Source organism: Caballeronia sp. A2-2 (genome assembly GCF_057612605.2).
Map to the genome: position 1 here is coordinate 1,349,212 of NZ_CM172588.1, position 22,147 is coordinate 1,371,358.

Annotated in this window: 18 protein-coding genes and 1 pseudogene; 12 read left to right on the forward strand and 7 right to left on the reverse strand. The window is 56.8% G+C overall.

The annotated features are described in order from the left end of the window. Positions 1 to 190: 190 nt before the first annotated feature. From ACZCWR_RS22525 to ACZCWR_RS22560, 8 genes are all read left to right on the forward strand, one after another. Positions 191 to 1,483, forward strand: a complete 1,293-nt coding sequence (locus ACZCWR_RS22525; RefSeq protein WP_487303832.1) for an NAD(P)/FAD-dependent oxidoreductase — start codon at positions 191 to 193, stop codon at positions 1,481 to 1,483. A gap of 224 nt (positions 1,484 to 1,707) precedes the next feature. Next, the gene (locus ACZCWR_RS22530) at positions 1,708 to 1,992 is read left to right on the forward strand and encodes a hypothetical protein (RefSeq protein ID WP_487303833.1); all 285 of its coding nucleotides are present in this window, start codon (positions 1,708 to 1,710) and stop codon (positions 1,990 to 1,992) included. Between the two features lie 1,247 nt (positions 1,993 to 3,239). Further along, positions 3,240 to 3,488: a DUF6440 family protein gene (locus ACZCWR_RS22535; protein ID WP_487303834.1), complete on the forward strand. Its 249-nt coding sequence runs from the start codon at positions 3,240 to 3,242 to the stop codon at positions 3,486 to 3,488. Positions 3,489 to 3,501: 13 nt separating this feature from the next. Beyond that, entirely contained in the window at positions 3,502 to 3,912 is a 411-nt protein-coding gene (locus tag ACZCWR_RS22540) for a hypothetical protein (RefSeq protein WP_487303835.1), read from the forward strand. 144 nt (positions 3,913 to 4,056) lie between these two features. Next, positions 4,057 to 4,569, forward strand: a complete 513-nt coding sequence (locus ACZCWR_RS22545; RefSeq protein ID WP_487303836.1) for a hypothetical protein — start codon at positions 4,057 to 4,059, stop codon at positions 4,567 to 4,569. 509 nt (positions 4,570 to 5,078) lie between these two features. Further along, positions 5,079 to 5,579, forward strand: a complete 501-nt coding sequence (locus tag ACZCWR_RS22550; RefSeq protein ID WP_487304775.1) for an HAD domain-containing protein — start codon at positions 5,079 to 5,081, stop codon at positions 5,577 to 5,579. 35 nt (positions 5,580 to 5,614) lie between these two features. After that, on the forward strand, positions 5,615 to 5,908 hold the full coding sequence (locus ACZCWR_RS22555; protein WP_487303837.1) for a hypothetical protein: 294 nt from the start codon (positions 5,615 to 5,617) through the stop codon (positions 5,906 to 5,908). A 91-nt stretch (positions 5,909 to 5,999) separates the two neighbouring features. Beyond that, a complete protein-coding gene (locus ACZCWR_RS22560; protein ID WP_487303838.1) occupies positions 6,000 to 7,118 on the forward strand; it encodes a hypothetical protein in 1,119 nt (372 codons plus the stop codon). Between the two features lie 772 nt (positions 7,119 to 7,890). Here ACZCWR_RS22560 and ACZCWR_RS22565 read toward each other — a convergent pair. Then, positions 7,891 to 9,429, reverse strand: coding sequence for a hypothetical protein (locus tag ACZCWR_RS22565; protein WP_487303839.1), 1,539 nt, complete (start codon positions 9,427 to 9,429; stop codon positions 7,891 to 7,893). Between the two features lie 107 nt (positions 9,430 to 9,536). Next, entirely contained in the window at positions 9,537 to 9,854 is a 318-nt protein-coding gene (locus tag ACZCWR_RS22570) for a hypothetical protein (RefSeq protein ID WP_487303840.1), read from the reverse strand. Positions 9,855 to 10,314: 460 nt separating this feature from the next. Here ACZCWR_RS22570 and ACZCWR_RS22575 point away from each other — a divergent pair, with 460 nt between their 5' ends. Beyond that, entirely contained in the window at positions 10,315 to 11,301 is a 987-nt protein-coding gene (locus tag ACZCWR_RS22575) for a hypothetical protein (protein ID WP_487303841.1), read from the forward strand. An 84-nt stretch (positions 11,302 to 11,385) separates the two neighbouring features. Here ACZCWR_RS22575 and ACZCWR_RS22580 read toward each other — a convergent pair whose 3' ends face one another. After that, on the reverse strand, positions 11,386 to 13,134 hold the full coding sequence (locus ACZCWR_RS22580) for an SIR2 family protein (protein WP_487303842.1): 1,749 nt from the start codon (positions 13,132 to 13,134) through the stop codon (positions 11,386 to 11,388). A 207-nt stretch (positions 13,135 to 13,341) separates the two neighbouring features. Between ACZCWR_RS22580 and ACZCWR_RS22585 the strand changes: the two genes are divergently transcribed. The 3 genes and pseudogenes from ACZCWR_RS22585 (at position 13,342) to ACZCWR_RS22595 (ending at position 16,453) form a co-directional block, all read left to right on the forward strand. Continuing rightward, positions 13,342 to 15,051: an ATP-dependent nuclease gene (locus tag ACZCWR_RS22585; protein ID WP_487303843.1), complete on the forward strand. Its 1,710-nt coding sequence runs from the start codon at positions 13,342 to 13,344 to the stop codon at positions 15,049 to 15,051. Between the two features lie 232 nt (positions 15,052 to 15,283). Beyond that, a pseudogene (locus ACZCWR_RS22590) lies at positions 15,284 to 15,490 on the forward strand (UvrD-helicase domain-containing protein); the annotation flags it as partial. Between the two features lie 294 nt (positions 15,491 to 15,784). Further along, positions 15,785 to 16,453, forward strand: coding sequence for a hypothetical protein (locus tag ACZCWR_RS22595; protein ID WP_487304791.1), 669 nt, complete (start codon positions 15,785 to 15,787; stop codon positions 16,451 to 16,453). A gap of 439 nt (positions 16,454 to 16,892) precedes the next feature. Here the strand turns inward: ACZCWR_RS22595 and ACZCWR_RS22600 are convergent, their stop codons facing one another. From ACZCWR_RS22600 to ACZCWR_RS22615, 4 genes are all read right to left on the reverse strand, one after another. Further along, the gene (locus ACZCWR_RS22600; protein ID WP_487303844.1) at positions 16,893 to 18,278 is read right to left on the reverse strand and encodes an MmgE/PrpD family protein; all 1,386 of its coding nucleotides are present in this window, start codon (positions 18,276 to 18,278) and stop codon (positions 16,893 to 16,895) included. Further along, positions 18,271 to 19,461: a CapA family protein gene (locus ACZCWR_RS22605; protein WP_487303845.1), complete on the reverse strand. Its 1,191-nt coding sequence runs from the start codon at positions 19,459 to 19,461 to the stop codon at positions 18,271 to 18,273. Before ACZCWR_RS22605 ends, ACZCWR_RS22600 begins: the two co-directional genes overlap by 8 nt. Next, the gene (locus tag ACZCWR_RS22610; protein WP_487303846.1) at positions 19,458 to 20,747 is read right to left on the reverse strand and encodes an MFS transporter; all 1,290 of its coding nucleotides are present in this window, start codon (positions 20,745 to 20,747) and stop codon (positions 19,458 to 19,460) included. The genes ACZCWR_RS22605 and ACZCWR_RS22610 overlap by 4 nt, the downstream gene beginning before the upstream one ends. A 71-nt stretch (positions 20,748 to 20,818) precedes the next feature. Further along, on the reverse strand, positions 20,819 to 21,901 hold the full coding sequence (locus tag ACZCWR_RS22615) for a porin (RefSeq protein WP_487303847.1): 1,083 nt from the start codon (positions 21,899 to 21,901) through the stop codon (positions 20,819 to 20,821). Positions 21,902 to 22,147 lie beyond the last annotated feature (246 nt).

Here is a 22,147-nt window from a genome sequence, read left to right on the forward strand (position 1 = left end):
GACCAGCGATGGCGATGTTGTGACTTTGAGCAACTGCTGTACCTCGCGAACATTCGGATGAGTATTTTCTTGTTTGCCAGCAAGGAAAGACCATCTGAGGCGCCTTGGCTGCGGGTCCATAGCTTGCTCTAAACATCGCTTCCGGCAGGCTTCTGTACTGGCATCGCCAACAACCATCGAATCTAGAACCGTGAAACCTCCTGTACGCATCGTGATTGTCGGCGGCGGTATCGCCGGGCTCTTACTCGCTACAAAACTTGGGCGGCACGTTCGCAATGGTGTCGCCGCGACAGTCACCCTCGTCGATAAGAGCGCGACGCACATCTGGAAGCCGATGCTGCATACAATCGCTGCGGGCACGCGTGACGTGAACACGCAGCAAGTCAGTTTCATCGCTCACGCAGCCACGCATGGCTATGCGTACCAACCTGGTGAGATGTGCGGCCTCGACCGGGAACGGAAGCAGGTACATATTGGGGAGATACGTTCGGCCGATGGCGAGCAGATAGTCGACGCGCGCACCGTCAATTACGACGTCTTGGTGCTCGCCCTTGGCAGTCGCGCCAACGACTTCGGCACTTCAGGCGTGTCGGACCATGCGTATTTCATCGATAGTCAGCAACAAGCGGAAACATTCAACGAGACGCTTCGAACTCGTCTTTTCAGAAGCATTGCGCGCGACCAGCAGTTCCGTGTCGCAATTGTTGGCGGTGGCGCCACCGGCGTGGAATTGGCGGCAGAACTTAGTTCGCTTCTCGATATCGCATCTGGCTATGGCGACCCAACGGTACGGCAGCGCCTGGAGCTGACCCTAATCGAGAGCAGCCCGCGCATCCTTTCTGCGTTTCCGTCGGACATCTCAGATTCGAGCGAGTCATTGCTCAAAAGGATGGGCTTCAACGTGCTCACGAGAACGCGCGTGACTGGCGCCAAGGAGAACGGCTTTTGCTTCGGCGCCGACGAGTTCGTTCCGGCCGATTTGATGGTTTGGGCAGCTGGGGTCAAGGCACCTGATTTCATGAGCGGCTTGGCAGGACTGGAAACGTCGCGTTCCAATCAAATTGTCACCCGTCCGACGCTGCAAACAACCCGCGACGACCATATTTTTGCGCTTGGCGATTGCTCCAGCCTTTTCATGAATGGCGCGGAACGGGCGCTGGCGCCGACCGCACAGGTCGCCACGCAGCAGGCAGAGCACCTGGCGAAAACGCTACCCATATGGGTGAACGGCGGCTCACTACGAGAATTCGCGTATCACGATTTTGGGTCGCTCGTGTCGCTCGCGAACTACGACGCCTTTGGCACGCTGGGGAAATTCGGATTTTTCAAGGACGGAGTTATCAAAGGACGGTTGGCTCAACTCAGCCACGCGATGCTTTATCGACGTCATCAACAAGAGATACACGGTCTAGGAAAGGCGACACTGCTCTGGGCAGCAGACGGGCTGAATCGACTGACGCAACCGCCTATACGTTTGGCCTGAGATGCCGACTCGTTAGCGTCAACGGAATCGAGGGAGCTTACCCGGAGTAGTCTGGGCTCTTGATGTTGTCGTAGATAGGCTAATGCTTCGTGTTACTGTCCACCGACGGTAAAAAAGCTCAGGAACGTAGTTCGAATGTTCCGCCCGAGTCGAACCTCCTCACAACAACTTCCCCTATGCCCATCACGTCGCAGCATGAACGAGCGCGACCCCACGACGCATCCTTGTCGTCATTAGCAGAGTATCTCGAAGTGTGTTTGGACCTGGATGCGAGCCTGGTCATCATGGAACCCCGTAACGGCACGTGTGCCGTTACGGTCGGCAATCCGTTCGATGCGGAGGTCGACTGCGGTCCACATGGCGCTCTCGCGGAAGCAGTGGTCGACGGAATTTTTGCAGCTACTTCTGTGGGTAACAATGAAGTCGAGATTGATGGCCAGGCGTATCGCTTCGTCAGGACCTTCGCTCGCCTCGAATCAGGTAACGCTGTGATTTTTTCTCCTTCGTGAGTCGCGCTTCCGTTCCCCGGTCAAAAGTTGCGGCAGCCGCAAACCGAAACGCAAGAGTCTGCATCGGAAAACGAGTATCAGCGCTTACGTCGTGAAGCCGACAGACTTCAAACAAGTCACAGACGACATTGCGAACATTACAGCAGTCCTGGGGCGAACTGAACGAAACGCCGTCCGAGTTCCGGTGGCTTCAAGGAACGGTAACCTGGCTCGCCTTCGAACGCAGTGCGGTGCAAAAGAAAAAGCCACCAAGGCTGGTACCTGGGTGGCTTGAAGTTGTTTGTTTAATTGTTTGGTCTCTCTCTATGTGGCCCCGCGCGAAACGTTGCCAAGAATAGGCTGACAAATCTCGAGCGTGTGTTGGCTAGCGAACACATTTCAGCGGATGCTTAATAGAATCCTTTGCTATCGTGAGCCCGATTGGGTTCGGCGTGCCGCGCATCTTGGACATTTAGACCAGCTCCGCGCGTGCGTGAGGCGGACGAAGATAGGCAACCCTCCGGCAATCGGCAACGTGGTCGAAATAGTCGTGGTCAAAAATTCAGGCGAACTACCTCAATGAAGGCGTCCTGTTCTAATGGCGTTGGCGCCAAGTGAAGAAAGGACCGCGCAAGCCGAGAACGAAATAAATCGCGGTGACTACATCTGCGATGCAACCAATAGCTCCCATCCTCCCGCCCGTTTTCGCGCTCGACAGCGAGTCATCTGTCGCGGCCGACCTGGTCGCAAGTCTTCTCGCGACCGCAATCACTGACGTCGAAGTCGTCTCTTGCGAACTGTCGTTGTCGCCAGCGATGGACGAACGCCTGCGTCGGGCGTTGGATTGCCTGCAGAGTGCCAGCGAGATTCTTAAAAGAGGGGTGAGCGGTCGTTCTGGTGCTGCGGCGGACGCCGAAGACTGGCCTGTACTCGTCGGAGTCGTCCGGAGCTATTTGGAGGCATGGCCGGACGACCATCTTGCAATGCTCACAAATCTTTGACGCTTGAAGTTTTCTGCCACGCGAGTGTGTTCGTTTCGCAAACGTGGCAATGCGCAGGGATTGCACACGTCACCTCTCGCCACACTCGCGGACGCCTATCTTTTTCCAGCCAAGCGCCATTCCGAAGCGGGCTTCTCGAGGGTGCTACCTCGCATGGGTTCATCTCGTCGATGTTTTAACTTGCCGACGCCATATCGGGACATGAATGTCTCTTACACGTGGACAATGCGATGGGTCCAGCGTAGAACAAAATAGGGGAGTGGCTCGATGCTGAAGGGACCGCTAAGTTTTATGTTTATGTCCATCGCGTTCATGTTTGCTATGTTCTATATCTCCGGCGTATTCGACCCGCCGAGAAAAGGGCCGAAGGTATTCGAGGAACTGTTGGTCATAACCGACGATTGGGTCCAAATCTACCGCGACGTTGAAACCGGCTGTCAGTACATCCGCGTGCGGGATGGCGTCACATTTCGTCTAACTGCTGACGGCAAGGTGATGTGCGGCCTGTCAAAGTAAGCGGAGACTCCTGATGCCTATGCTCCTGCAGTTCATCGACGCCATTGCCCGACAAAAGCAGCGTGACGTCCTTTTCATCGCGTTTCCGCCGGCCGAGCGATTCGAAGACCCGGTGCGCTACGAAGATATCTACATTCGAAAGACAATCATCGAGTGGCTCGAAGCCAACAAGGTAGGCTGGAAACTGTGTGGTGAGTTTGCCAATGAGAACATCATGCGCTCGTGCGCTGGGCAGATTTACGTCGACGTTCCGTTCGACGAGAACGACCCTGAGTTCAAGAAGGTCCAGCAATTTCTTGAGCACGAAGACGGAAGCATGCGATTCAGCGACGCGATGTTCTGGGCAGTGCCACTCGACCGTGCGGTGAACAACGCACACCACGACGCGCCCGGCTTCTGGGAGAAGTGGGCCGAGGACTTTTAACGCTGTTAATGCGAAGGCGTGTCGGTTACCCGCACGCCTTCGCGCAGCGTCACAGCGCGGGTGGGGCTTGGGTTAGCGCCCGTACACCGCCGAATGAGTCCCGCGCTACGCTGTCGATACAAATTCACCACGGGGAACTATGCTATGCGCAGTATGTATGTCTCGGACCACGGCGAGAAGCCAGTTAGGTTCACGCGTACCCGTCCGGAGCTGGAGCAGCGGCTGACGGACCTGCTATCAGCCAATCCGAACCTGCTCGCAGATAGCCTGTCCGACTCAGTCGAGGACCCGGAACGCTGGTTCGAGGTGAAAGACCAGTTTCCACTTGTGGACGGACGCGGACAAACTATCTTCGCTGACCATCTCTACCTCGACCAAGCAGGCACGCCAATTCTGGTAGAAGACAAGCTCTCAGGCAATCCAGAGAGTAAGCGTTTGGTAGTCGCACAGATGATTGACTACGCGGCCGCACTTGAAGCGACGAAAATAGAAGACTTGAAAGCCTACATCGACGGGGCGCGGCAGGCGGAATTCGAACCTTTCTTGCCGGCCGCTCCGCGGTCGACTTCTAGCGTGCGGTTCAGGAGAAGCTTCTTTCCGGCGAGTGTCGACTTGTGTTCGTTGCCGACGAAATACCGCTCACTCTGCGACGCTTGATTGAGTACCTGAATGAGCGCCTTGGCGTACGTGAAGTAGTGGGTATCGAGCTCACACATTTCGCTTGTGGCGACCGTGTCGCGTACGTGCCGACCGTTATCGGACGCACCGAACGTGCGAAAACACAAAAAGCCGCCGCCGGTTCGCCTAGAAGCGTAGACGAGTATTTCAACTTCGTTGCGTCGAGCCAGCGGCCGAAAAAGGTCGACGAGGATAAGGGTGGCGACGCCCTTCTCTCGAACCTTCAATGGCTGCGAAGTTGGGCGGACAACGAGTCTCGACTGACGCTGTCGGTCACTCCCGCCAAGTCAAACCCGAGGCTCGTGTTCTCGTCCGGGAAGCGCGAGATTATGGGCGTACAAGCCGATGGGGGCGTCTATCTGAACACTGGGCCGCTAGAGCTGGAACGAAAAGATACGCTTCGTATGTTGCTGGCTGATGCGGGGCTCGAGTTCCCTGAGAGCGCCGCAAAATCCGCCGGGAAGCTCTACCGCGTCTCACCGCGGCAGATGGGAGGGAACGTGCTCTACCTCGATTTCGATGGTGCGGTCCAGCCTCATTCGGTGTATTGGCTTCGAGGCCTCGGGCCTTGCCTAATGAACCAACCAGGGCACGCGCTTTTCGAGTGTTGCCCGCTTCTTGAGCGAGAACTCGCGCCATACCCGAAGCTCCGAATCGTTCTTTCGACGTCATGGGTCGTCCACTACAAAGGGAGCGTTCGCTATCTGGCGAGCCGATTGGGACCTGGGCTGGCGGGGCGAGTAGTCGGTGCGACATTCCACAGCAAGATGAACGCGATGGAGTTTCGAGACACGCCTCGGGGACTGCAGATATGGAGCGACGTGTGCAGACGAAGACCGAGATGCTGGCTCGCGCTTGATGACGACGACGAGGGATGGCCAACATGGTGCCGAGACCGACTCGTGCGAACAGACCCGGTTTGGGGAATCGCATCACAACCTGTGCTTGGGGAGCTTCGGTTTGGCCTACAGGAGATGCATTGGCGTTGAACGTTGCTCGAAGTGGAATCGGACAGGAGGAAACTGTGCTTCTGATTACCGTTGAGCTGCTTCCTGGTGGAAGCGCGAAAGGTCGTCGCACTCTAGGTGAGACGCGCATCGTCAACGTGGGCGGCGACAGCGCCTATGGACACTATCTCATTGAAGTAAAGGAAGGCTCCGATGAGCCAAAGTGGCTCGGGCAGTTGAGCGACTACCCCCGTCATGCCGGCAGTGTGTGGGACCTCGTCGCACGCGGAATCATCGTCGCCATGGTTGGGCGAGAAGAGCTTCCTCCGCGACCGGTCCATCCATGGCGGGAGGATAACGAGGGGCAATGAGCACCTTTCCGTCATTGCGCGTGGCTGCGCGGCGGCATGCGAAAGCCTCGGCCGCCTCTGATTCGTGTAGGCCTATGCGTGAGCAACAAACATGAATGTCAGAGAACTGCTCGAACAACTCAGCCGTGCGGCGCCGAGCGCGACCCTGCTGCTGCTGCCAGCACAACGCGATGCAACCGGCGCCGAGATTCTTCGCACCGTCATTGTGCCCAGACTGCCATGGATGCATGAGCGCCAACATCGAGAGCACGGCGCCGTCGACGACTTTTTCCATTCAGGCGTGGGGCCGTCAACGAACTTCGACGAAGCCACTGATGAAGCGTTTGTCGAACGAGTTGTCTTGCTCATTGCCGACGAGAACTTTGACGTGTTCGAAAATCCGGCTCCGAGAGGTCTCCTCTCGATGGAGAGGGTTCGAGAGAAGGCGGCTCAGCAACGTCGCCAGATGCTCGCGAACGGAGAGCTCCTTTCCGAGGCGAACTTCCGAGCGACGCCAGGAGTGAGCAAGAAGCGGCTGGCGGCTATGCTCACCGATGGGCGCTTGTTCACGCTCGATGTCGACGGTCAATCGGTCTACCCGGCGATTTTCTGTGACGCGAAGTTGAACCTGAAGCGGCTCTGGCACATCGCCAAGATAATCGTGCCGGCGCCGCCTGAATCGCGCCTTGACCTTCTGACGCGAGAGTGCGGGGCGCTCGGCGACAACGTGCCAGTCGACATGCTTGAAGACGATGTCAATTACAAACACCTCCGCCGATTTGCGAAGGCTTGGGCAAGCGAGTTCAGCCGGACTGCGGTCAAGTTCTACGGCGGCAATTGGTCCACGCATTCCTCAACCGCAGAGCCACTGTATGAATGTGCGGCGGAGATAGACCCGCGGCGCCCGTTGTGGACACGGGCGCTCAGCGCCATTCATAGTCCGGGCTACCAACTCCCTCATACGATTCCCCACGCACGAAAGACGATGGTCGTCATCGTCGAGCGGCAGGCGGCGGGGCAAACTGACACAGTGCCCGAGGCGAGACTCGTCTGCCACCTTGATGGCCGCGTCCTTGCAGTGACAGTGGGGACCGCAGGGAGCGACGAGCTTCCTGTTGCTCACAAATTCGAGCTGTCCACAAAGCGGGCTACGGTGACCGAAGTAGCGGACGCCGTGTTCGGAATGCTCTCGAAACTGAGCCGAGAGCCTCGGCGGAGCAACCAGCCATGAGCTACCAATCAACGGTCGAACCTCAGGCTTCTATCAACTCGCGAAGAATGTCATGGAAGACCTTGCAGACACGCCCGACTCGGAAGCCATGCGACTCGTCCGCCGAGCGCGACGTCGACTTGTTCGCACCGGGCGACTGCTCACAACGTCAGCGTTTTCGAAGCGCGCAGGCCTCTCGCGTAAGGAACTTCGATACAGGGTGTGTCGAGACCTCATAGTTAGAGTAAGGGTTGGCCGGGCGAATTACTATCCCGAAGTTTTTCTTCAACCAGGGCGGACGCGGCATCGACTCGCGCGAGTAACGAGAGCAATGAGGCCTCTCAACCTACCGTGGCATGCGCTATTCGAATTGAACTATCGTTTCGAGAGTCTCGGAACGAAGACCCTCGTCCAGGTCATGCGCCGAGGAGGCGGCTATCGGGTAGCACTTCGATATGCTCGAGCCATCGGCGCATCGCATGACTTTCACCGGAGATAGTTTCTCTGTCCGTACCGCTGGCTTTGAGGTGATGGCCAACGGCAATGGCGAGCGTGTACTTCGTAGCCAACCGAAGCTCAAACAGAACGGCCCCGAGGTTTTCGTGTCCGAGTTTGGGTACGGGCCAGCTTACTTCGTTGATGGGGCTACATTCGACGTTGCGCCCACGAGTCCGAAACTTCGAGACTCCTTTGGTGACTTAGGCAGGCTCCATCGCCACGGCGGTTCGCTGCCGCGTTTACACCATCCTCTCTCCGCAACCCGATACCGGTACGGCACTCCGTTAGAAACGGTCTATGTCACAGGGGGAGCAGTGTCAAATCCGCAGTGCCTAAATATTGCCGAGCGAGCGTCCTCCATGATTCCGCTCTCTTGGACGTCCTCTGGAAAGCCGGAAAGGTCCACATGCTGGTGGCCGCACAATAAGCTATGCGTGATGTTCGCGACGAGCGACCAGAAGATTAGGCAGTGGGACGACGAGTGGTTAAGGTGAAAGTAGATGTGTTTCTCTGTATCTGACCACAGCGGTGGAAGGACGATAGAACTCTTTTCGCGGTCTTTGCGCACTTCAGTGAGCCAGTCGCGGTCGAGCAAATACTGCGGAGAGGGTAGAACAAACAACGCTGGCAGTTTTCTTCGCAACTCCATCGCGTTGTTCTGCCAGGCACTCTCTACGTCGGCCAAAGTGTACTTGGCCAAAATTTCCCCTTTGTATGTCAGGTCGTGCATCGACGGAAGCCCGCTGCGGTCTTTCGGCTGTTCGTTCGCGATGGTCATCCCAGCGCGGCGAATCACCTCCGATTGAAAGGATTCAATCTCGTCGTGCGTCGCTCTGACGGACAACTGCGGAAGGCCAGCGGCGGCTTCGCAGAGCGCGACGAACCTCGATGGCGGATACACTCGCTCAAATGCGTCCGCAATAAGCCCTCCTTGCGCGGCCGCATTGTGGATTTCTTCGAAGGACGGATGTAACGACAAATCGGCGATTGCACAAAAGACGGCCATGCCGCTAATCATGTCTCCCTTCGCCGATGAAGACACCGAAGCTAGATGCCTAATCCCTGTCCCATAGTGTGTCGTAGAGATTGACCGGATGGTCTTCTTTATGCGCTGCTGCAGCCACTCGCCTCGTTCAATCTTCTGGTACAGGCAGTAATACAGGAGTTGGTTGGCCGAGGCGAATCCTTCAAGCAAGTCGTTTGTACTAATTTGCTGTGATAAGACCCCTTGGAGTTTCGTTTCCTCAGCGTCGGAGCTGTTCAACGAAGATAGCCCCCACTCATCCGCGGTCGAATCAGCGAATGCGACTCTTAGAGCTTCGCCAACCCGCAGCCGTTTCTTCACGATTTCCGTGGGCTGCTCGAAAACGGACTGTGCGAGTTGCAGACTCCACCATTGACTTCTAAAGCCTAGGAACACCTCGTGACGCTCATATTCCGGCTCGTTCGCGAGCACAGACTTTGACGTCCTGATGAGGGGCAGCGCGGCATCGGGCGCAAATCGCCGACTGAACAGTCGGTGAATCAACTCGGCGCCAGCAGCACGAGGAAAGCGCTTGAATAAGTCTAGTTGCCGACCGCGCAGTGTCGAGAGAAAGGCACCGATACTGGTCCCATGGCCTTGAATCCAGTGAGCGAGCTCGTGCTGAATTACGGATTCAACCTCTTTCACACCTGGAGGTTGGTCTTTCAGTCCACCCTTAACATTTTGCACCCAGCGGCTGATTTTTTCCTTATTAAAGCCAAGATACTGCGAATGCGGCGAATAAAAGCCGTCTCCAGTAGCGGACCGGAGCGACGCTCGGGCGATTAGCGGCGACGGTTTGTATGCCATAGCATGCGGCGCGTTTGGGCGCTCGCTCTCTGAATCGCTCTTCAATCGAGTTAGGCCCGTCGAGACAGCCCGGCGCCCGCTGGGAATTACCTACAGGGCTTGTGGTTCTAGCCTTCCTCTTCGTCCGTTTTCTCCTCGACCTCTATAGACTTGTCTTGCGCAAGCTCCTTCAGCTTGTTGTAGGCATATAGCAGAGTTTCCTGAGCCGCTTTTGTGATAACAGCCGTGATGATGATGTCCACTACATTGAGGTCACGGAGCGGCTTGCGGGAGGTCAACGCCTCATCGTCCTCCTCCTCGGCAGGCTCCGCCTCGAAGTGGACATCCGGATAGGCCTCGCGCAGTTCGTCGAGAACGGTCTGGACATCGACTTCCGCACCCTTCAGTTGCCATTGTTCTGACACAGTAGCTTCATCATCGCTCATGTTGCAACTCCGCTGTATGGTCGAACCGTCCAGCAATGCTGAACGAGACTTCAGCGTTTTGCAAGCGATGACCGGAGGGGTCCCCTGACATCACGCATAGAGCTTTCCTCGTCGGCTGCCTGACTGCGAGCGGCGCTGGAGTTTTGCTCAAAAAAATTTCTTGGGACTAGAGAGGAAGCCAATCAGCAGATGTTTTCAGGGTTGACCGAGTGCAATTTCGGAAAATCTCGCCTCCAGCTACAAGCGCCAACGTGACGCGTGCTCAGTCGTCGGCGTGGCCGCGCTTGGGCCGTCGCGACGCAAGGCCTCAATCGTCCAGGTTGGCGACGAGCTTGTCGTTCGCCTCACAAATTGAGCCTGTGGCGGAGCGCTATGCAACGTTCGACTGCGCACATTTTGTCAGCTCTTCTTCGTATATTTTCGGTCATCGCGGCCTTGCCGGTCTGCGTCCGGAGGTCTCATGGCACAACGCATCCGTTTAACGACAGTGGTGCTCGGAACCATCACGTTGACTGCATGCAGCGCGGTCGACGTCTCCTCCCAAGATGGCGGCGAAATGGTTACGCAACCTGGGATTCCGTTCTACGTGAAAGTGCCCGTGCTCAACCACGAAACTCGTCGTGTGTACCACGACCTCGAACTACAAATCGAACTAGCTGACGACCGTAGTAGCGACGCCCAAAAGGTCTCGCTACCTACCTCAGGACCTATCCGCATCGATGGAGCAGCCTCAAGTCAGAAACGGTTGCGTGATGAACTGACGAGGCTCGACGCTGGCCTCAGAGAGACTACATTTGTAGAGGCTGAGAAAAAGGTCAGTCATGCGCTCGCGATGTTTGCACCACCTCCCTTTGTCCGAGTCAACGAGCCGGATGTAACGAGCAATACATGGGCTCTACAGATGATTACCGGACCCAAGGTCTACTACATTAAAAATAGAGTTCCGCTCATTGGAACGGCTACTGCAGATTTCGAGTTCGATTCCCAAGGCACTCTTACAAAGTCCAACACCACCGTGACAGATGACACGGCCAAGACAGTGCTTGGACTCTTTCCTATCACGGCTGAGCTGGAGAAGAAGTGGGCAATCACTTCGACGCAGGGGGCGAACGCCGTGAAGCCAACGGTTTCTATGACGGTGAAGATAGTTTCCGTCGATACCGTGTACCTTCTACGTCGTGTGGAAGAGCTGCCGTCCGGGTCAAGTGTAAGTGCGTATTCCAAGCCGGGACCTGAAGCTGCCCCGCTCACTCTTGCGGAGGCACGAGACGGAAGCACAGGCGTCCAGCTTGTCTCGACGATTGAGGTGCGCGGCGACGACAAGACTAAGGACTTGTCTAAGGCATCGAACGCCTATGAGCTTACGGGCAAAATCGTTCCACCCACGCCAGCGTCCTCGCCACTTCCAGCAAGCAATTCAGATGTCTTCCCAGGGACGCTGCAATAAGGCGAACGTGCGCGATGTCATCAAAGACATCGCTCACTGAACGCCAAAGATTAAGTTCAGCGTTGACGACGTCGAACACTCAATTCATCCCCATATCCTCTTGGCTGATGAGGCACTCAAAGCGGAAACTGCAGCCTCGCATGCGGTGGCGGTGCTTCCAAACAATTTTGTCAGCACGTAGGGTGATTTGTCGCCAAGGGTGTTAAGGCTCTCTCTGATTCGACTAAAAACTCGCTCGCGATTTTTCGCGCTATTGACGTACTTACCCGGCGGGAACCACCGCCCTAAATCGCCGTCTTCCATCTGCGACCTGATGTGCTGACAAGCCAGCGCAGCGAGAATTTCTACAAAATCGAAGTGAAAATCGAACTCTGATTGAGAGGTAAAATCGGCACCTAGCTCTGACCAGAGGGTTTGATGCAACCTCATGCTGACCGGAACACGCTGCCGCTCGAATCCTTTGAGAAGCTTCTCGCCGCCATCGGGAACGAAGAGCGCAGGAGGCAGGGCTACCGCCACAGGCGTGTCGTAGCTCAAGAGTTTCACTTCGCCATCGAATAGTGGGCGCACCGCAACCATGTTGTCGCTCAATGACGCGCCAAGAAGCGCCGCGTACGTGAGCAATGTGGTGGGGTAATGCTGATAGCACGTCCAAATGTCGTATCCGTCCTGACGTCGAACCGCCGCAATTCGCTCGTGAGCTCGACGCAGCACGGCGGCGGACTCTTGTGTCCCCCAGCGACCAATAATAAATGCCGCACCAACAAGGCTTGTGCAAAGAGAGTCATAGGACTCGACTCTTGCTGTCACCGACTCTAGCCCGGGCATGGTATTCGTATCCGCGAACGGACCGTCGCGAAGTTTCACTGCAAGGTCATTAGCTAGACCGTCGATGAGGTCAAAGAAGCGGATTCGGTGCTTTGGTTCACTGAGGAAGCGCTTTGTCGACGCGATTGCAATGTCCTTTGAAAACGGATGCGGTTTGCTGAATTCCTCGATGGACTCAATTTTCGAGTGTAGGTCATCGAAGAAACTATCGGCATCGGCAATCTGTAGAACCTGACCGGAACGTCGCGCAATGAGGTCAAGCGCTGCCTGCCTCGGTTCGCCTTTAGAGGCCCAATACATGGAGTAACGGCGTGATGGTGCACGCTCGATACTTGCTCTCAACGCTGTGTCCCAATCGGCCGACCAACCGCAGGTCACCAATCCAAACTCGTCGAACACTCTGTCGAGAAATCGGTTCATCTCGGGCGCATACTCGTCGAGTTCGGTCGGGGTATTCCTGATGCGCACATCAAGGTAGTCGCCGTGGACTTTGACAACGCAGCATCCGAGATGCGCGAACGGAGGAAGCCCTGCCAACTGGTCCGGACCGCTGACCACAATCGGTGCAATGCCTTCGTCTTCCAGCGCGCGTTCTGTGAGGCGGTCAAAGTTCGTCGTGACAATAATCCTCACGTAGCCAGCACGCACGAGCTTCGCGATGGCTCGGTGAGCTTTGGTCGGCATCTTCGCACCGTCCTCACGCTCTTGTTCCGTCGGCTCGAAGTAGCTCCGCAGAAGTGCCTGACGCTCGCTGGGTGTTCTTCCGGCCGCATCGAGCAGTTCGCCGTAGTCAGGTTGGCGGCCGAATCTTGCGAGATACCACGCCGCCGGGTCCGGTTCGCAGTTGGCACCTTCCAGCCGGGCAACCTTCCTCACGAGCTCGAGGACAATTTCCCAACCGGTCGGGATTCTCGATGACCGGGATACGCCCGAGCCGAGCAAAAGCGCATACACGCCTCGATTGGACTGCATGGAGAACGCGAGCGAGATGATTGGGTCGAGCAAAACGACTCTCCTTACCGGTGAACGAGAAATCGAAGTCTACAGGTCGGTCGACAGCGACGGTACGTCGAGATGCTTCAGGGCGGTAGCTCGAACCCAGGCTCACGGCCGCATGTTCACAATTTCTTGCGTTCGTTTTTTGCAACGTAAACCTATATAGTCGAATCCGACATAAGCCTGCATCCGGCGGGAATCGGCGGAGAGACCGACGTGCATATCGCATTGCTCTACATCAAGAACTTTCGGGGTATCAGCGAATTAACCTGGACGCCAGAGCCAGGCATCAATGGCCTCATCGGCCCAGGTGACAGCGGGAAGACGACGATTCTTGACGCCATCGATTTGCTCTTTGCCGAGCGTCACAATGTGTCGTTCGACGACCTGGATTTCTACGACGCCGCGCCGGCAAACCATATCCGTATTGCAGCAATCGTGGCGGACCTGCCCGAGGCCTTCCTGCGTGATAACAAGTACGGGCTCACGCTCTGTGGATGGAACCCTGATACAAGGGGCTGGCGGGCGGAGCCGGCAGAAGCTGAAGGATTTCGTCCGGCGCTGATGCTCAAGCTCGAAGTTGATGAGACTCTCGAGCCCGTCTGGTATATACCGCATCACCACGACCCGGCCGACAAGACAAGACGAATCCAGTTCGCCGACCGAAAGCAGATGGCTCCGGCCCGCCTCGGGGTGTACGCCGACCGACACCTGTCGTGGGGGCGAGGTTCAGCGCTGTCGCGGGTCGGCGAGCATCCTGAGCGCCTGCCGGCAGTTTTGAACGAGTTGCTGCGCGACGCACGCGACGCGTTTGCTCGCCGGAGCGCACAGACTTTCAAGGACACAATCGAATCCGTCGCGCCGGACATCTCCCGCCTTGGCGTGGAAGTTCGCAGTCAGCTGGCGGCGAACCTTGACCACACGAGCTTTTCGACGAACGCGAGCGGAATTGCCCTTCACGATGGAAATGTGCCGCTTCGATGCATGGGCACAGGCTCGTCGCGCCTCGCAGTAGCGGCGCTCCAGAGTGCAGATTCGGCGGGGCGACATCTGTTCCTGGTCGACGAACTCGAATTTGGACTTGAGCCACATCGAATCTCTTTGCTCACTAGCCACCTCCGCAAGCGCGTAGAAGCGAGCGGCCAAGTATTTCTGACGACCCATTCGACGACAACGTTGCGAGAGGTTCGGTTCGCCGAAGTCTTCGTGTGTCGGCGAGATGCTCTTAGCGGCAAGGTCTCCGTCTCGTCTGCCAGCAGCAGTGACACCCCGGCACTGGCGGCAAAACAGTATGTCCGTGACAAGGGCGAAGCGCTACTTGCCCGCTCCGTCCTCGTGTGTGAAGGGCAGACTGAAATTGCACTTTTGAAGGGTTACGCGGAAGGTGCCGAAAGACCATTCCAGGCAAACAACGTAGCACTTGTCGACGGAGGCGGTTCGTCGGCTCCGGAGGTTGCCGTGCATTTCCGCCGACTGGGCTATCGCACGGGATTGCTCACCGACAGTGACGCCCCGCCGAATGCTGCTCAACAGGCCGCCCTCAATGCGGTCGGCGTTAGCCGTTTCGAGTGGGGTGATGACCGTTGCACTGAACAGGAGCTGTTCCTCGGAACGTCAATCGAGACTCGTCTGTCGCTTCTTCGGCTCGCCGCACGTGAAAACGGCGAGGCGCGCATCATTGGCGAGACATCCACGATGACGAGAACTCAGTTTGCATCGTTGGACCAAATTGAGGGGCGTCTAAATGACGCAGGCATGCTTCGGCAACTCGGCGCGCTGGCACATTCGAAGAAATGGGTGAAGCGGGACTATGACCTGTGTTTCGATATTGGGAAGACCTTACTCGCGCCGTGGTCCCTTATCGGCGGTGGCACAACCGATGACCACCTCGTCCGAATCTTCACCTGGTTAGAAGCCGATGCTTGAAGCTGCAGTTGCCCAGATGATGGCATCGCGAAGCGGCGCGATTGAGGCGCCTGCGGGTACCGGGAAAACCGAGCAGATTGCGCTCGTCGCGCGGCACGTGCCGGGACGATGGCTAGTCCTGACTCACACCGTAGCCGGCGTCGATGCTATTCGAAAGCGACTGCGCCGCCTTGCGGTGCCCGCCGACAAATGGCATGTAGACACCTTGTCGGCATGGGCCCACAGATATGCAATGGCATACCCGATAGGCTCTGGGCTGCCGCAGGCGTGGACCGCCGCCGGTCGCGATTGGAGCGCGGTCATCCAGGCAGCGGCTCACCTCGTCGAGAGTGGCGCCATTACAAGCGTCCTGCGTGCGTCATATACAGGCGTACTCGTGGACGAGTATCAAGACTGCACACGCGACCACCATCGTCTTGTCTGCGCCTTAGCTCTAACGCTGCGGTGCTACGTCTTCGGCGACCCGCTCCAAGCTATCTTTGGTTTCCGTCCGGGCGAACTGGCGGACTGGGATGCGGACACTCTCGCCCGATTTCCCTTGGCGGGAAGGCTTGCTATGCCTTATCGCTGGATAGCCGCAGGAAATCCCGATTTGGGCGCTTGGCTCATCAGAAGCCGAGATGAATTCCGGGCCGGAAGGTTCGATTTCACTGGCGCGCCCGAATGCCTGACGTGGAGGCAAGCTCCGCAACGGTCTGCGGCTCACGAGCTTGCGACTCACTGCGCGGTGCGCATGGACGACGGTCACACGTTGAGCGTCATTCACTCTAGCGTGAGCGACACCCAGCGTGCCGACCTCGCCAAATCCATTGGCGCTACGACGGTCGAGCCTGTCGGCGGCCGCACCGAGCGGGAATTCTATTTAGCGCTTCGTAACCTCGAGGGTGCGCGTCGCATGCAGGCAGTGTTGGAACTCGCTGGTACCGTCTACGCGGGCACTGACGTCGCAGGCAAAAGGAGACGAGTTGAAAGTTTGCTAAACAATCCAGCCCGCGTGAGAGTTCCAGCAACACCTGCGGAATTGGCGCTTTGCGCCATTGCTCGGGCAAACTCTCTCGCCAGCGTCGCCGACTTCCTTACCTGTATAGAACGAGAGCCAGGAGTCACCGTGGTCCGCCCCGAGCTTTCGTATTGCGTAGCAGCCGCACTCCACCACTGCATCGACCATCCGGACGTGCACTTGGACGATGCTGCTTTCCACATAGCAAACTCTCGTCGAGAAAGAGGCCGAATCATTCGATATCGCTCGGTGGGGAGCACGTTGCTTGTGAAGGGTTTAGAGTTCGACCATGTAGTTGTCACCCCGGATGCGTGCACTTCACGTCAGCACTGGTATGTTGCGCTGACGCGGGCGACGCGTTCAATCAAAGTTCTGTCGCCCAACTCGCACTTCACTATCTAACACTTTTTAAAAAGCTCTTTCTTTAGGTTTCAAACAGAGCTCTTTATCCAGGACTAGGCTCTTTTTGTCTTAATAGCCAACACAACTAAATCTTCTGCGCAGACGAGCGCGCGAAAGGGGCCACATGGGCCCCTCTCGCGACTCACCGACCGCCAATGTCAGTTCGAATCTGCTGCAGATGCAGCCTTGGGCTTTTTCCCGAACTTCGGATGGTGAATATTTGCTTTTCGAGACGGCGGAAGTGGCGCTCCTGGTGTCCAGCCTTGAGTGTCGCTATGAGCAGCGCTTGCGCCCGCCTGCCTCGGTGGCTTCGGATTTTGGGGCGGCTGTGCTGCGGCGATGGTGGCGCCAGTCATGAGCGCCAGCGCGACTGCCAGTCTATGTCCATTCATCTTCGTCTCCCTATTTATGGTCCAGCAAGTGCCTCGACGGCACCAAGTCACTGCGCTCGGGTAAAGCATTCCCACAACGGTTCCAACTTATCAAGCTTTCGAACATTCAGCACCGTGTCAGCGATTTTCTGAGCCTTGGGGCGCGTAATTGGCACGGCATGGTAGGTACAGCAGTCGTAGAACTTTTCCCGCAATTCGGCCTCGGTCATTGGACACTCAACGCTCCCACGCGGACGCACGATACTCACGGACGATGTGCGTCCATCCAACTCGACAACTCGGACTGTGCCGCTTAGCGTTGCTTTGAAGTCTCTGCTCGTATCAATCCGATAGCTCATCTTCTTCGTCAAAGACAGAACCTGGTTGTCGCCGAGTCGCTCGGTCGCGAAGGTGTCAAGGCCAACTCGGCCAGTTATCAAGGCGGCTGCAGTCGTGAAGGGGATGCTGAACTTCGCGTCGATTGCGGTAGCAGGTCTTTGCTTTTGCTCGAAGGGCTCGCACAGCATCTTGGTCAACGGCGAAGCCGTTATCTCGATGTGCTCCACGCGGTCAGGTGACACGCCTTCTTCGCGAAGCTTCAGTGCTGCTTCGATGAAGGGATGCGTACCGCGGCAAGACGGCCAGAGCTTATAGCTCACGTACGCTCCCTCGAAACGCTCACTTAGAGCATGCCGTATGCAATCACCGGCGAATTGGCCATCGGCGTACATGGCAAACCATCCTGCGCGCCCCTCGAATGGCTCAGCGAATCCGTTAATTCCGTCTCGTGCCAGAAGCGCAGCGACCACTCCGGCCTGTGCAGCAAATCCGTCTCTGACCGCACGGATGGATGATGCGGCATCAGACTCGAACTGCGAGGTGAGGACTGACTGACTCATCGCAAGTGAGAAAGCGGCGACGACTTGCTCTTGTGTCAGTCGAAGCAGACTCGCAGCAGCGGCAGCGGCCCCGAAAGCACCGAGCATGGGAGGGTGATACCAACCCTTGTCATGCGGATTCGTTCTCAGAGCAAGGCCCAAGCGGCAGACGACGTCTGCACCGACCGCGATTGCAGTCAGGAGGTCTTTGCCGGAAGCGCCTTCAAGCATTCCGCTGACCGCCATCGCAGCTGGAATGACCGCCGCGTTGGGGTGGAGTACTGCACGGTCGTGTGTGTCCTCGAAGTCCACCGCATGCGCGAGTGCGCCATTTGCCAATGCGGCGGCCGCCGCCGGCACTCGCGCGCCTGAATCCAGCAACACGCTGTGAGGGCGACCGCCCGAGGCGCGTGCCAAATTGGAAAAGGACCGACAAGCTTCGGTAAGTCCCGTTGCTGCAAACATAACGCCGATAGCGTCAAGCAAGCTCAACTCCGCTGCACGTACTGCCTCCAACGGAAGTACTTTAAAACGGGTCGCCGCAACGTGACCAGCAAGGATGACAGACTCATCCATTGGCGGCCTCCGATTTGCTTCTAGAGCCAGAATGGTCCTGCTCTCGTGTCAGTTGGAGACGCCCCTCCCGCAGCTCGAACGCCACGTCGTCGAACCCTGCGAAAGCATTCGCGCGCTTCAGATAGTCCACTACTTGATGGAAGCGTGGGTCTGCTGCCACCAGGAAGCTCGGTCGAGAGTGCGTGCTGATGAAAACCGGCAACACCGATATCTCGAGCACCTTTCGCTCTCGAATGAAAACCCGAACCGCTATGGTCAATTGCGAATCGGGCGGGAAGGTGTAAGAGCTGTTCGGGTCCGGGTTCCATTCAGGGTTAAGGGACTGGATTTCCTTGAAAGCCTTGCTTGCCATCATCTTTGGTGACAGTGGAACGTCGAGCGCGAAATTGCAAAGGCTGTAGAAAATCGGCTTGTCGCGATACACCTCTACGCCCTTCAAAATGTGCGTGTGATGCCCAAGGATAATGTCGGCGCCCTCATCGATTGCCGCATGTGCTACCTCTCGCTGATAGTCCGCAATCGTGAATGGAATGAAGTGAATCCCCCAATGCATCGATACTACGACGACATCGGCGAGCTCGCGGGCAGCGCGGATGTCTGCTCGCATCGCCGTAAGGTCATCGCGATTCGCATAAGTATGGATTCTTGGTGGTGTCCCGGGTTGGTCTTTCTCGATTTGCTCGTAAACGGTCCAAGCCCGCATAGGTGTGCATCCAGCGCGGTTCTCGTCCGCCCAAAAAGCCTCGGGCAATATGCTGCAGTAGGCCAAGAAGGCAACCCGCGTTCCCTTGCAATCGACGATGACAGGCTTGCGAGCTTCCTCGATGTTCGCACCGGCGCCTACGGGGTGAATGCCAGCATTGCGCAAAGCCGCGACGGTATCGTCGAAAGCATCGCGCCCCCAATCCATGCAGTGATTGCCGGCGACGGACACAACATTGAAGCCACACTCGCGCATGGCATCGGCTGTATCAGGGCTCGCTTTCGTCGTATGCCGAACCTGAGGAAGTCTTTGACCGCGCTCGGACAAGTTGACCTCGAGTTGGCAAAATCCGATGTCGACTCCGCGCATGTCTTCACGCACATCCTCAAAAATGCTTCTGGGGTCGTCTCGACAAGGTCCCACATCGCCCACCGCCACGAGCACAAGGTCGTCGTCGTCGCTGTTTCTCACGAGACTCATCGTCCGGCCTCCGGAACTACCGTGGTCCCAAGCGCCTTTCTCAGTGGAAGCAACAAGACGAAGCCCACAGCCATCGCCGCCGCAAGGAAAAGAGTCGGTTGCACGAATGAACCACTGGCCTGACGTAACCAGCCGATGACGTTTGGCCCGACGAGACCCGCGCTGTTCCCGACAAGGTTGATAAGTGCCAGCCCCGCCGCAACGGCAGAACCGCTCAAGAATCCAAGAGGAATAGTCCAGAAGATGCCCTGTGCCGCGCCGATTCCGCACCCTGCAATCAGGAGACCTAGCATGTTGTATGGCGCAGGTGCCCCGGCACCTATAACAAGTCCAACCGCGGCTGCAAACATGCCACCGCCGACGTGCCAGAGCCTTTCCTGCTGCCGGTCAGAGTGTCGAGCGTTGAAATACATGCCCAGGCCCATTGCCAACCACGGAATCGCACTCAATACGCTGACGCCAAAATCTGTTTGCTTCGAGACCTGCTTCAGGACGAGCGGCAGCCAATAGAGCATGCCCGTAAAGCCCAGAATGAGAGAAAAAAGCGCCCCTGCAGCAGCCCATACGCGGGCACTAAGGAAGACGGAGCGAAGTGACTCGATACCGCCGGCAGTACGCACTGAGTTGTGCTCCCGTTCGATTTCACCGGCCAGCCACTCTCGCTCGTGCTCGGTGAGCCATCGAGCGGCAGCAGGACTCTCCGATATATAAAAGAGGGAAATGATGCCAAGCAGGATGGTCGGAATTCCCTCGAGAAGAAACATCCACTGCCATCCGGCGAGCCCTGCTCCATTGAACGAGAGGAACCAACCAGAAAGCGGTGCACCTATGACAACTGACACGGGAGCAGCGAGGAATGTGCTGGAAATTGCCGTACCGCGATATCGCTTGGGAAACCAGTTGTTCAGGTAATAGATGATGGCGGTGCCGAAGCCGGCTTCAGCCGCCCCAAGGATGAAGCGCAAGACATAGAACATCTCTTTGCTGTTCGTGAACGCGAGCGCCGCGGAAGGGAGTCCCCATAGCACAAGGGAACCACCGAGCCACACCTTGATACCTAGCTTGCGGATAAGCATGGCGCTCGGTAACTGCAAGGCAAGATAGCTTACGTAAAACAAGCTCACGCCCAAACCATAGGTCTTCGCATCGAATCCGAGATGATTGTTCATCTGAAGTGCGGCGAAGCTAATATTCACCCGGTCGAGTGCAAAAAGCATATAAAGCACAAACACGAAGTAGACGATACGAAGTCGCAACTTCCGAAGTGTGGATGCCTCGAGTGTCATTCCAGTCTCCTGTCCAACCATATTCAAATGTTGCTCGCCGTTCGAGCGCCAATGAGGGCTCTGAACGAGAATCAAAAGCGCGTTCTCAGACCGATACGAACGGCTGTCTGATTTCCCGAAGACGACGGACCAAGCATGCCAATGATGTACGCGTTGGCTGCACCGTCACCGCTTGCATGTTGATACAGAACGCTCGCGTACACACCCGTGCGGGTGGTGATGGAATAGTCGAGCGTGGCGCCAACTTGATGCGCCTTATTTTCATTGAGCACCTTGTTACCTTGCATGAATTGGTACTCGAGGTGAAGGTTCAGCGCCGCACCCATGGGTATGAGGCCGCCGATTTCATAAACATCAATGCGCGCGCCGTTGTCGGTGTTTGCCGTGTTCGTACACAGCGCGTCGACGAAATTCTTTCCGATGGCATAGCGTCCGCCGAAGCCATAGTTTCGAATCCCCTTACTACCGTTGGCGATAGTGGGGTATTTTTGATAGGTGTACGCCGCGTCGAGCGCCAGAGGACCGTTGGCGTAGTCAATGCCGAAACTTTGTGAGCTGTTCAACCCGAAGGAACCGGGCTGACCTCCAAAGCCATACATTGCGCCCGCTGTAAGGCCGTTGATGACAGGACTCTGATACATGACGGAATTGTTCATGCGAACAGTCCCGGCGGTACGGTCAAAGTCAAACATCCCGAAAGGCCCCGGAGCCTTAAGGTTCGCAAATGGTCCGGCCTGCGTCATAAACGGCGAGACATAGAGAATCATCGGCCCCCAGCGACGAGAGGCCAAGGATGTAAGCATGAAATCGTACTGGTCGCCGGCGGTCACCGTACCCCAGTTATCGTTTTGAAGACCCACCCACGCCTGGTGCGCGAATATGCCGCCTCCATTGGTGGCACCGGTGCCCAAGTTGTAGTACCCCTCGAGCTTGAATATTGCCTTGGTTCCTCCACCGAGGTCTTCAACGCCTTTCAGACCCCAAGGGTCTGGGTTGTTCACACCGGATTGAAAGAATGTATTGCTGTGGCCACCTTGGTTTGATGTGTAGGTAAGGCCGGCATCAATTGCGCCGTACAAGGTCACGCTGCTCTGCGCATGAGCAAAGCTTCCAGACATTGCACAAGCCAAGATTGCCACCGCTTTCTTTCTCATTAAGTGTCTCCGACATATGTTTTTCTTTTCATCAAACCGCGGGATTTCCCGGCTTCTCTTGGAGATAAGCCATCGCCAGGAGAGAGCAGGAATCGACTCAAATAAATTCGTTAACATTCTTAACGATTGCTATACTAGGACCAACGACAGGTGCTTAGCTAATGTCGAAACTGGATGACGCGAATCCATTTTTGACATATCCGGGAAGGCCCTGACGCAGGAGCCGCACAGTGGAGCACGGTGAAC

What these genes read in the sequence shown, in the direction of transcription:
- ACZCWR_RS22600 (WP_487303844.1), bottom strand. Translation starts at nt 18,278, where the DNA reads ATGGATGAGTCTGTCATCCTTGCTGGTCACGTTGCGGCGACCCGTTTT.
- ACZCWR_RS22540 (WP_487303835.1), top strand. Translation starts at nt 3,502, where the DNA reads ATGCCTATGCTCCTGCAGTTCATCGACGCCATTGCCCGACAAAAGCAG.
- ACZCWR_RS22575 (WP_487303841.1), top strand. Translation starts at nt 10,315, where the DNA reads ATGGCACAACGCATCCGTTTAACGACAGTGGTGCTCGGAACCATCACG.
- ACZCWR_RS22615 (WP_487303847.1), bottom strand. Translation starts at nt 21,901, where the DNA reads ATGAGAAAGAAAGCGGTGGCAATCTTGGCTTGTGCAATGTCTGGAAGC.
- ACZCWR_RS22545 (WP_487303836.1), top strand. Translation starts at nt 4,057, where the DNA reads ATGCGCAGTATGTATGTCTCGGACCACGGCGAGAAGCCAGTTAGGTTC.
- ACZCWR_RS22610 (WP_487303846.1), bottom strand. Translation starts at nt 20,747, where the DNA reads ATGACACTCGAGGCATCCACACTTCGGAAGTTGCGACTTCGTATCGTC.
- ACZCWR_RS22605 (WP_487303845.1), bottom strand. Translation starts at nt 19,461, where the DNA reads ATGAGTCTCGTGAGAAACAGCGACGACGACGACCTTGTGCTCGTGGCG.
- ACZCWR_RS22550 (WP_487304775.1), top strand. Translation starts at nt 5,079, where the DNA reads ATGGGAGGGAACGTGCTCTACCTCGATTTCGATGGTGCGGTCCAGCCT.
- ACZCWR_RS22535 (WP_487303834.1), top strand. Translation starts at nt 3,240, where the DNA reads ATGCTGAAGGGACCGCTAAGTTTTATGTTTATGTCCATCGCGTTCATG.
- ACZCWR_RS22565 (WP_487303839.1), bottom strand. Translation starts at nt 9,429, where the DNA reads ATGGCATACAAACCGTCGCCGCTAATCGCCCGAGCGTCGCTCCGGTCC.
- ACZCWR_RS22595 (WP_487304791.1), top strand. Translation starts at nt 15,785, where the DNA reads ATGGACGACGGTCACACGTTGAGCGTCATTCACTCTAGCGTGAGCGAC.
- ACZCWR_RS22570 (WP_487303840.1), bottom strand. Translation starts at nt 9,854, where the DNA reads ATGAGCGATGATGAAGCTACTGTGTCAGAACAATGGCAACTGAAGGGT.
- ACZCWR_RS22560 (WP_487303838.1), top strand. Translation starts at nt 6,000, where the DNA reads ATGAATGTCAGAGAACTGCTCGAACAACTCAGCCGTGCGGCGCCGAGC.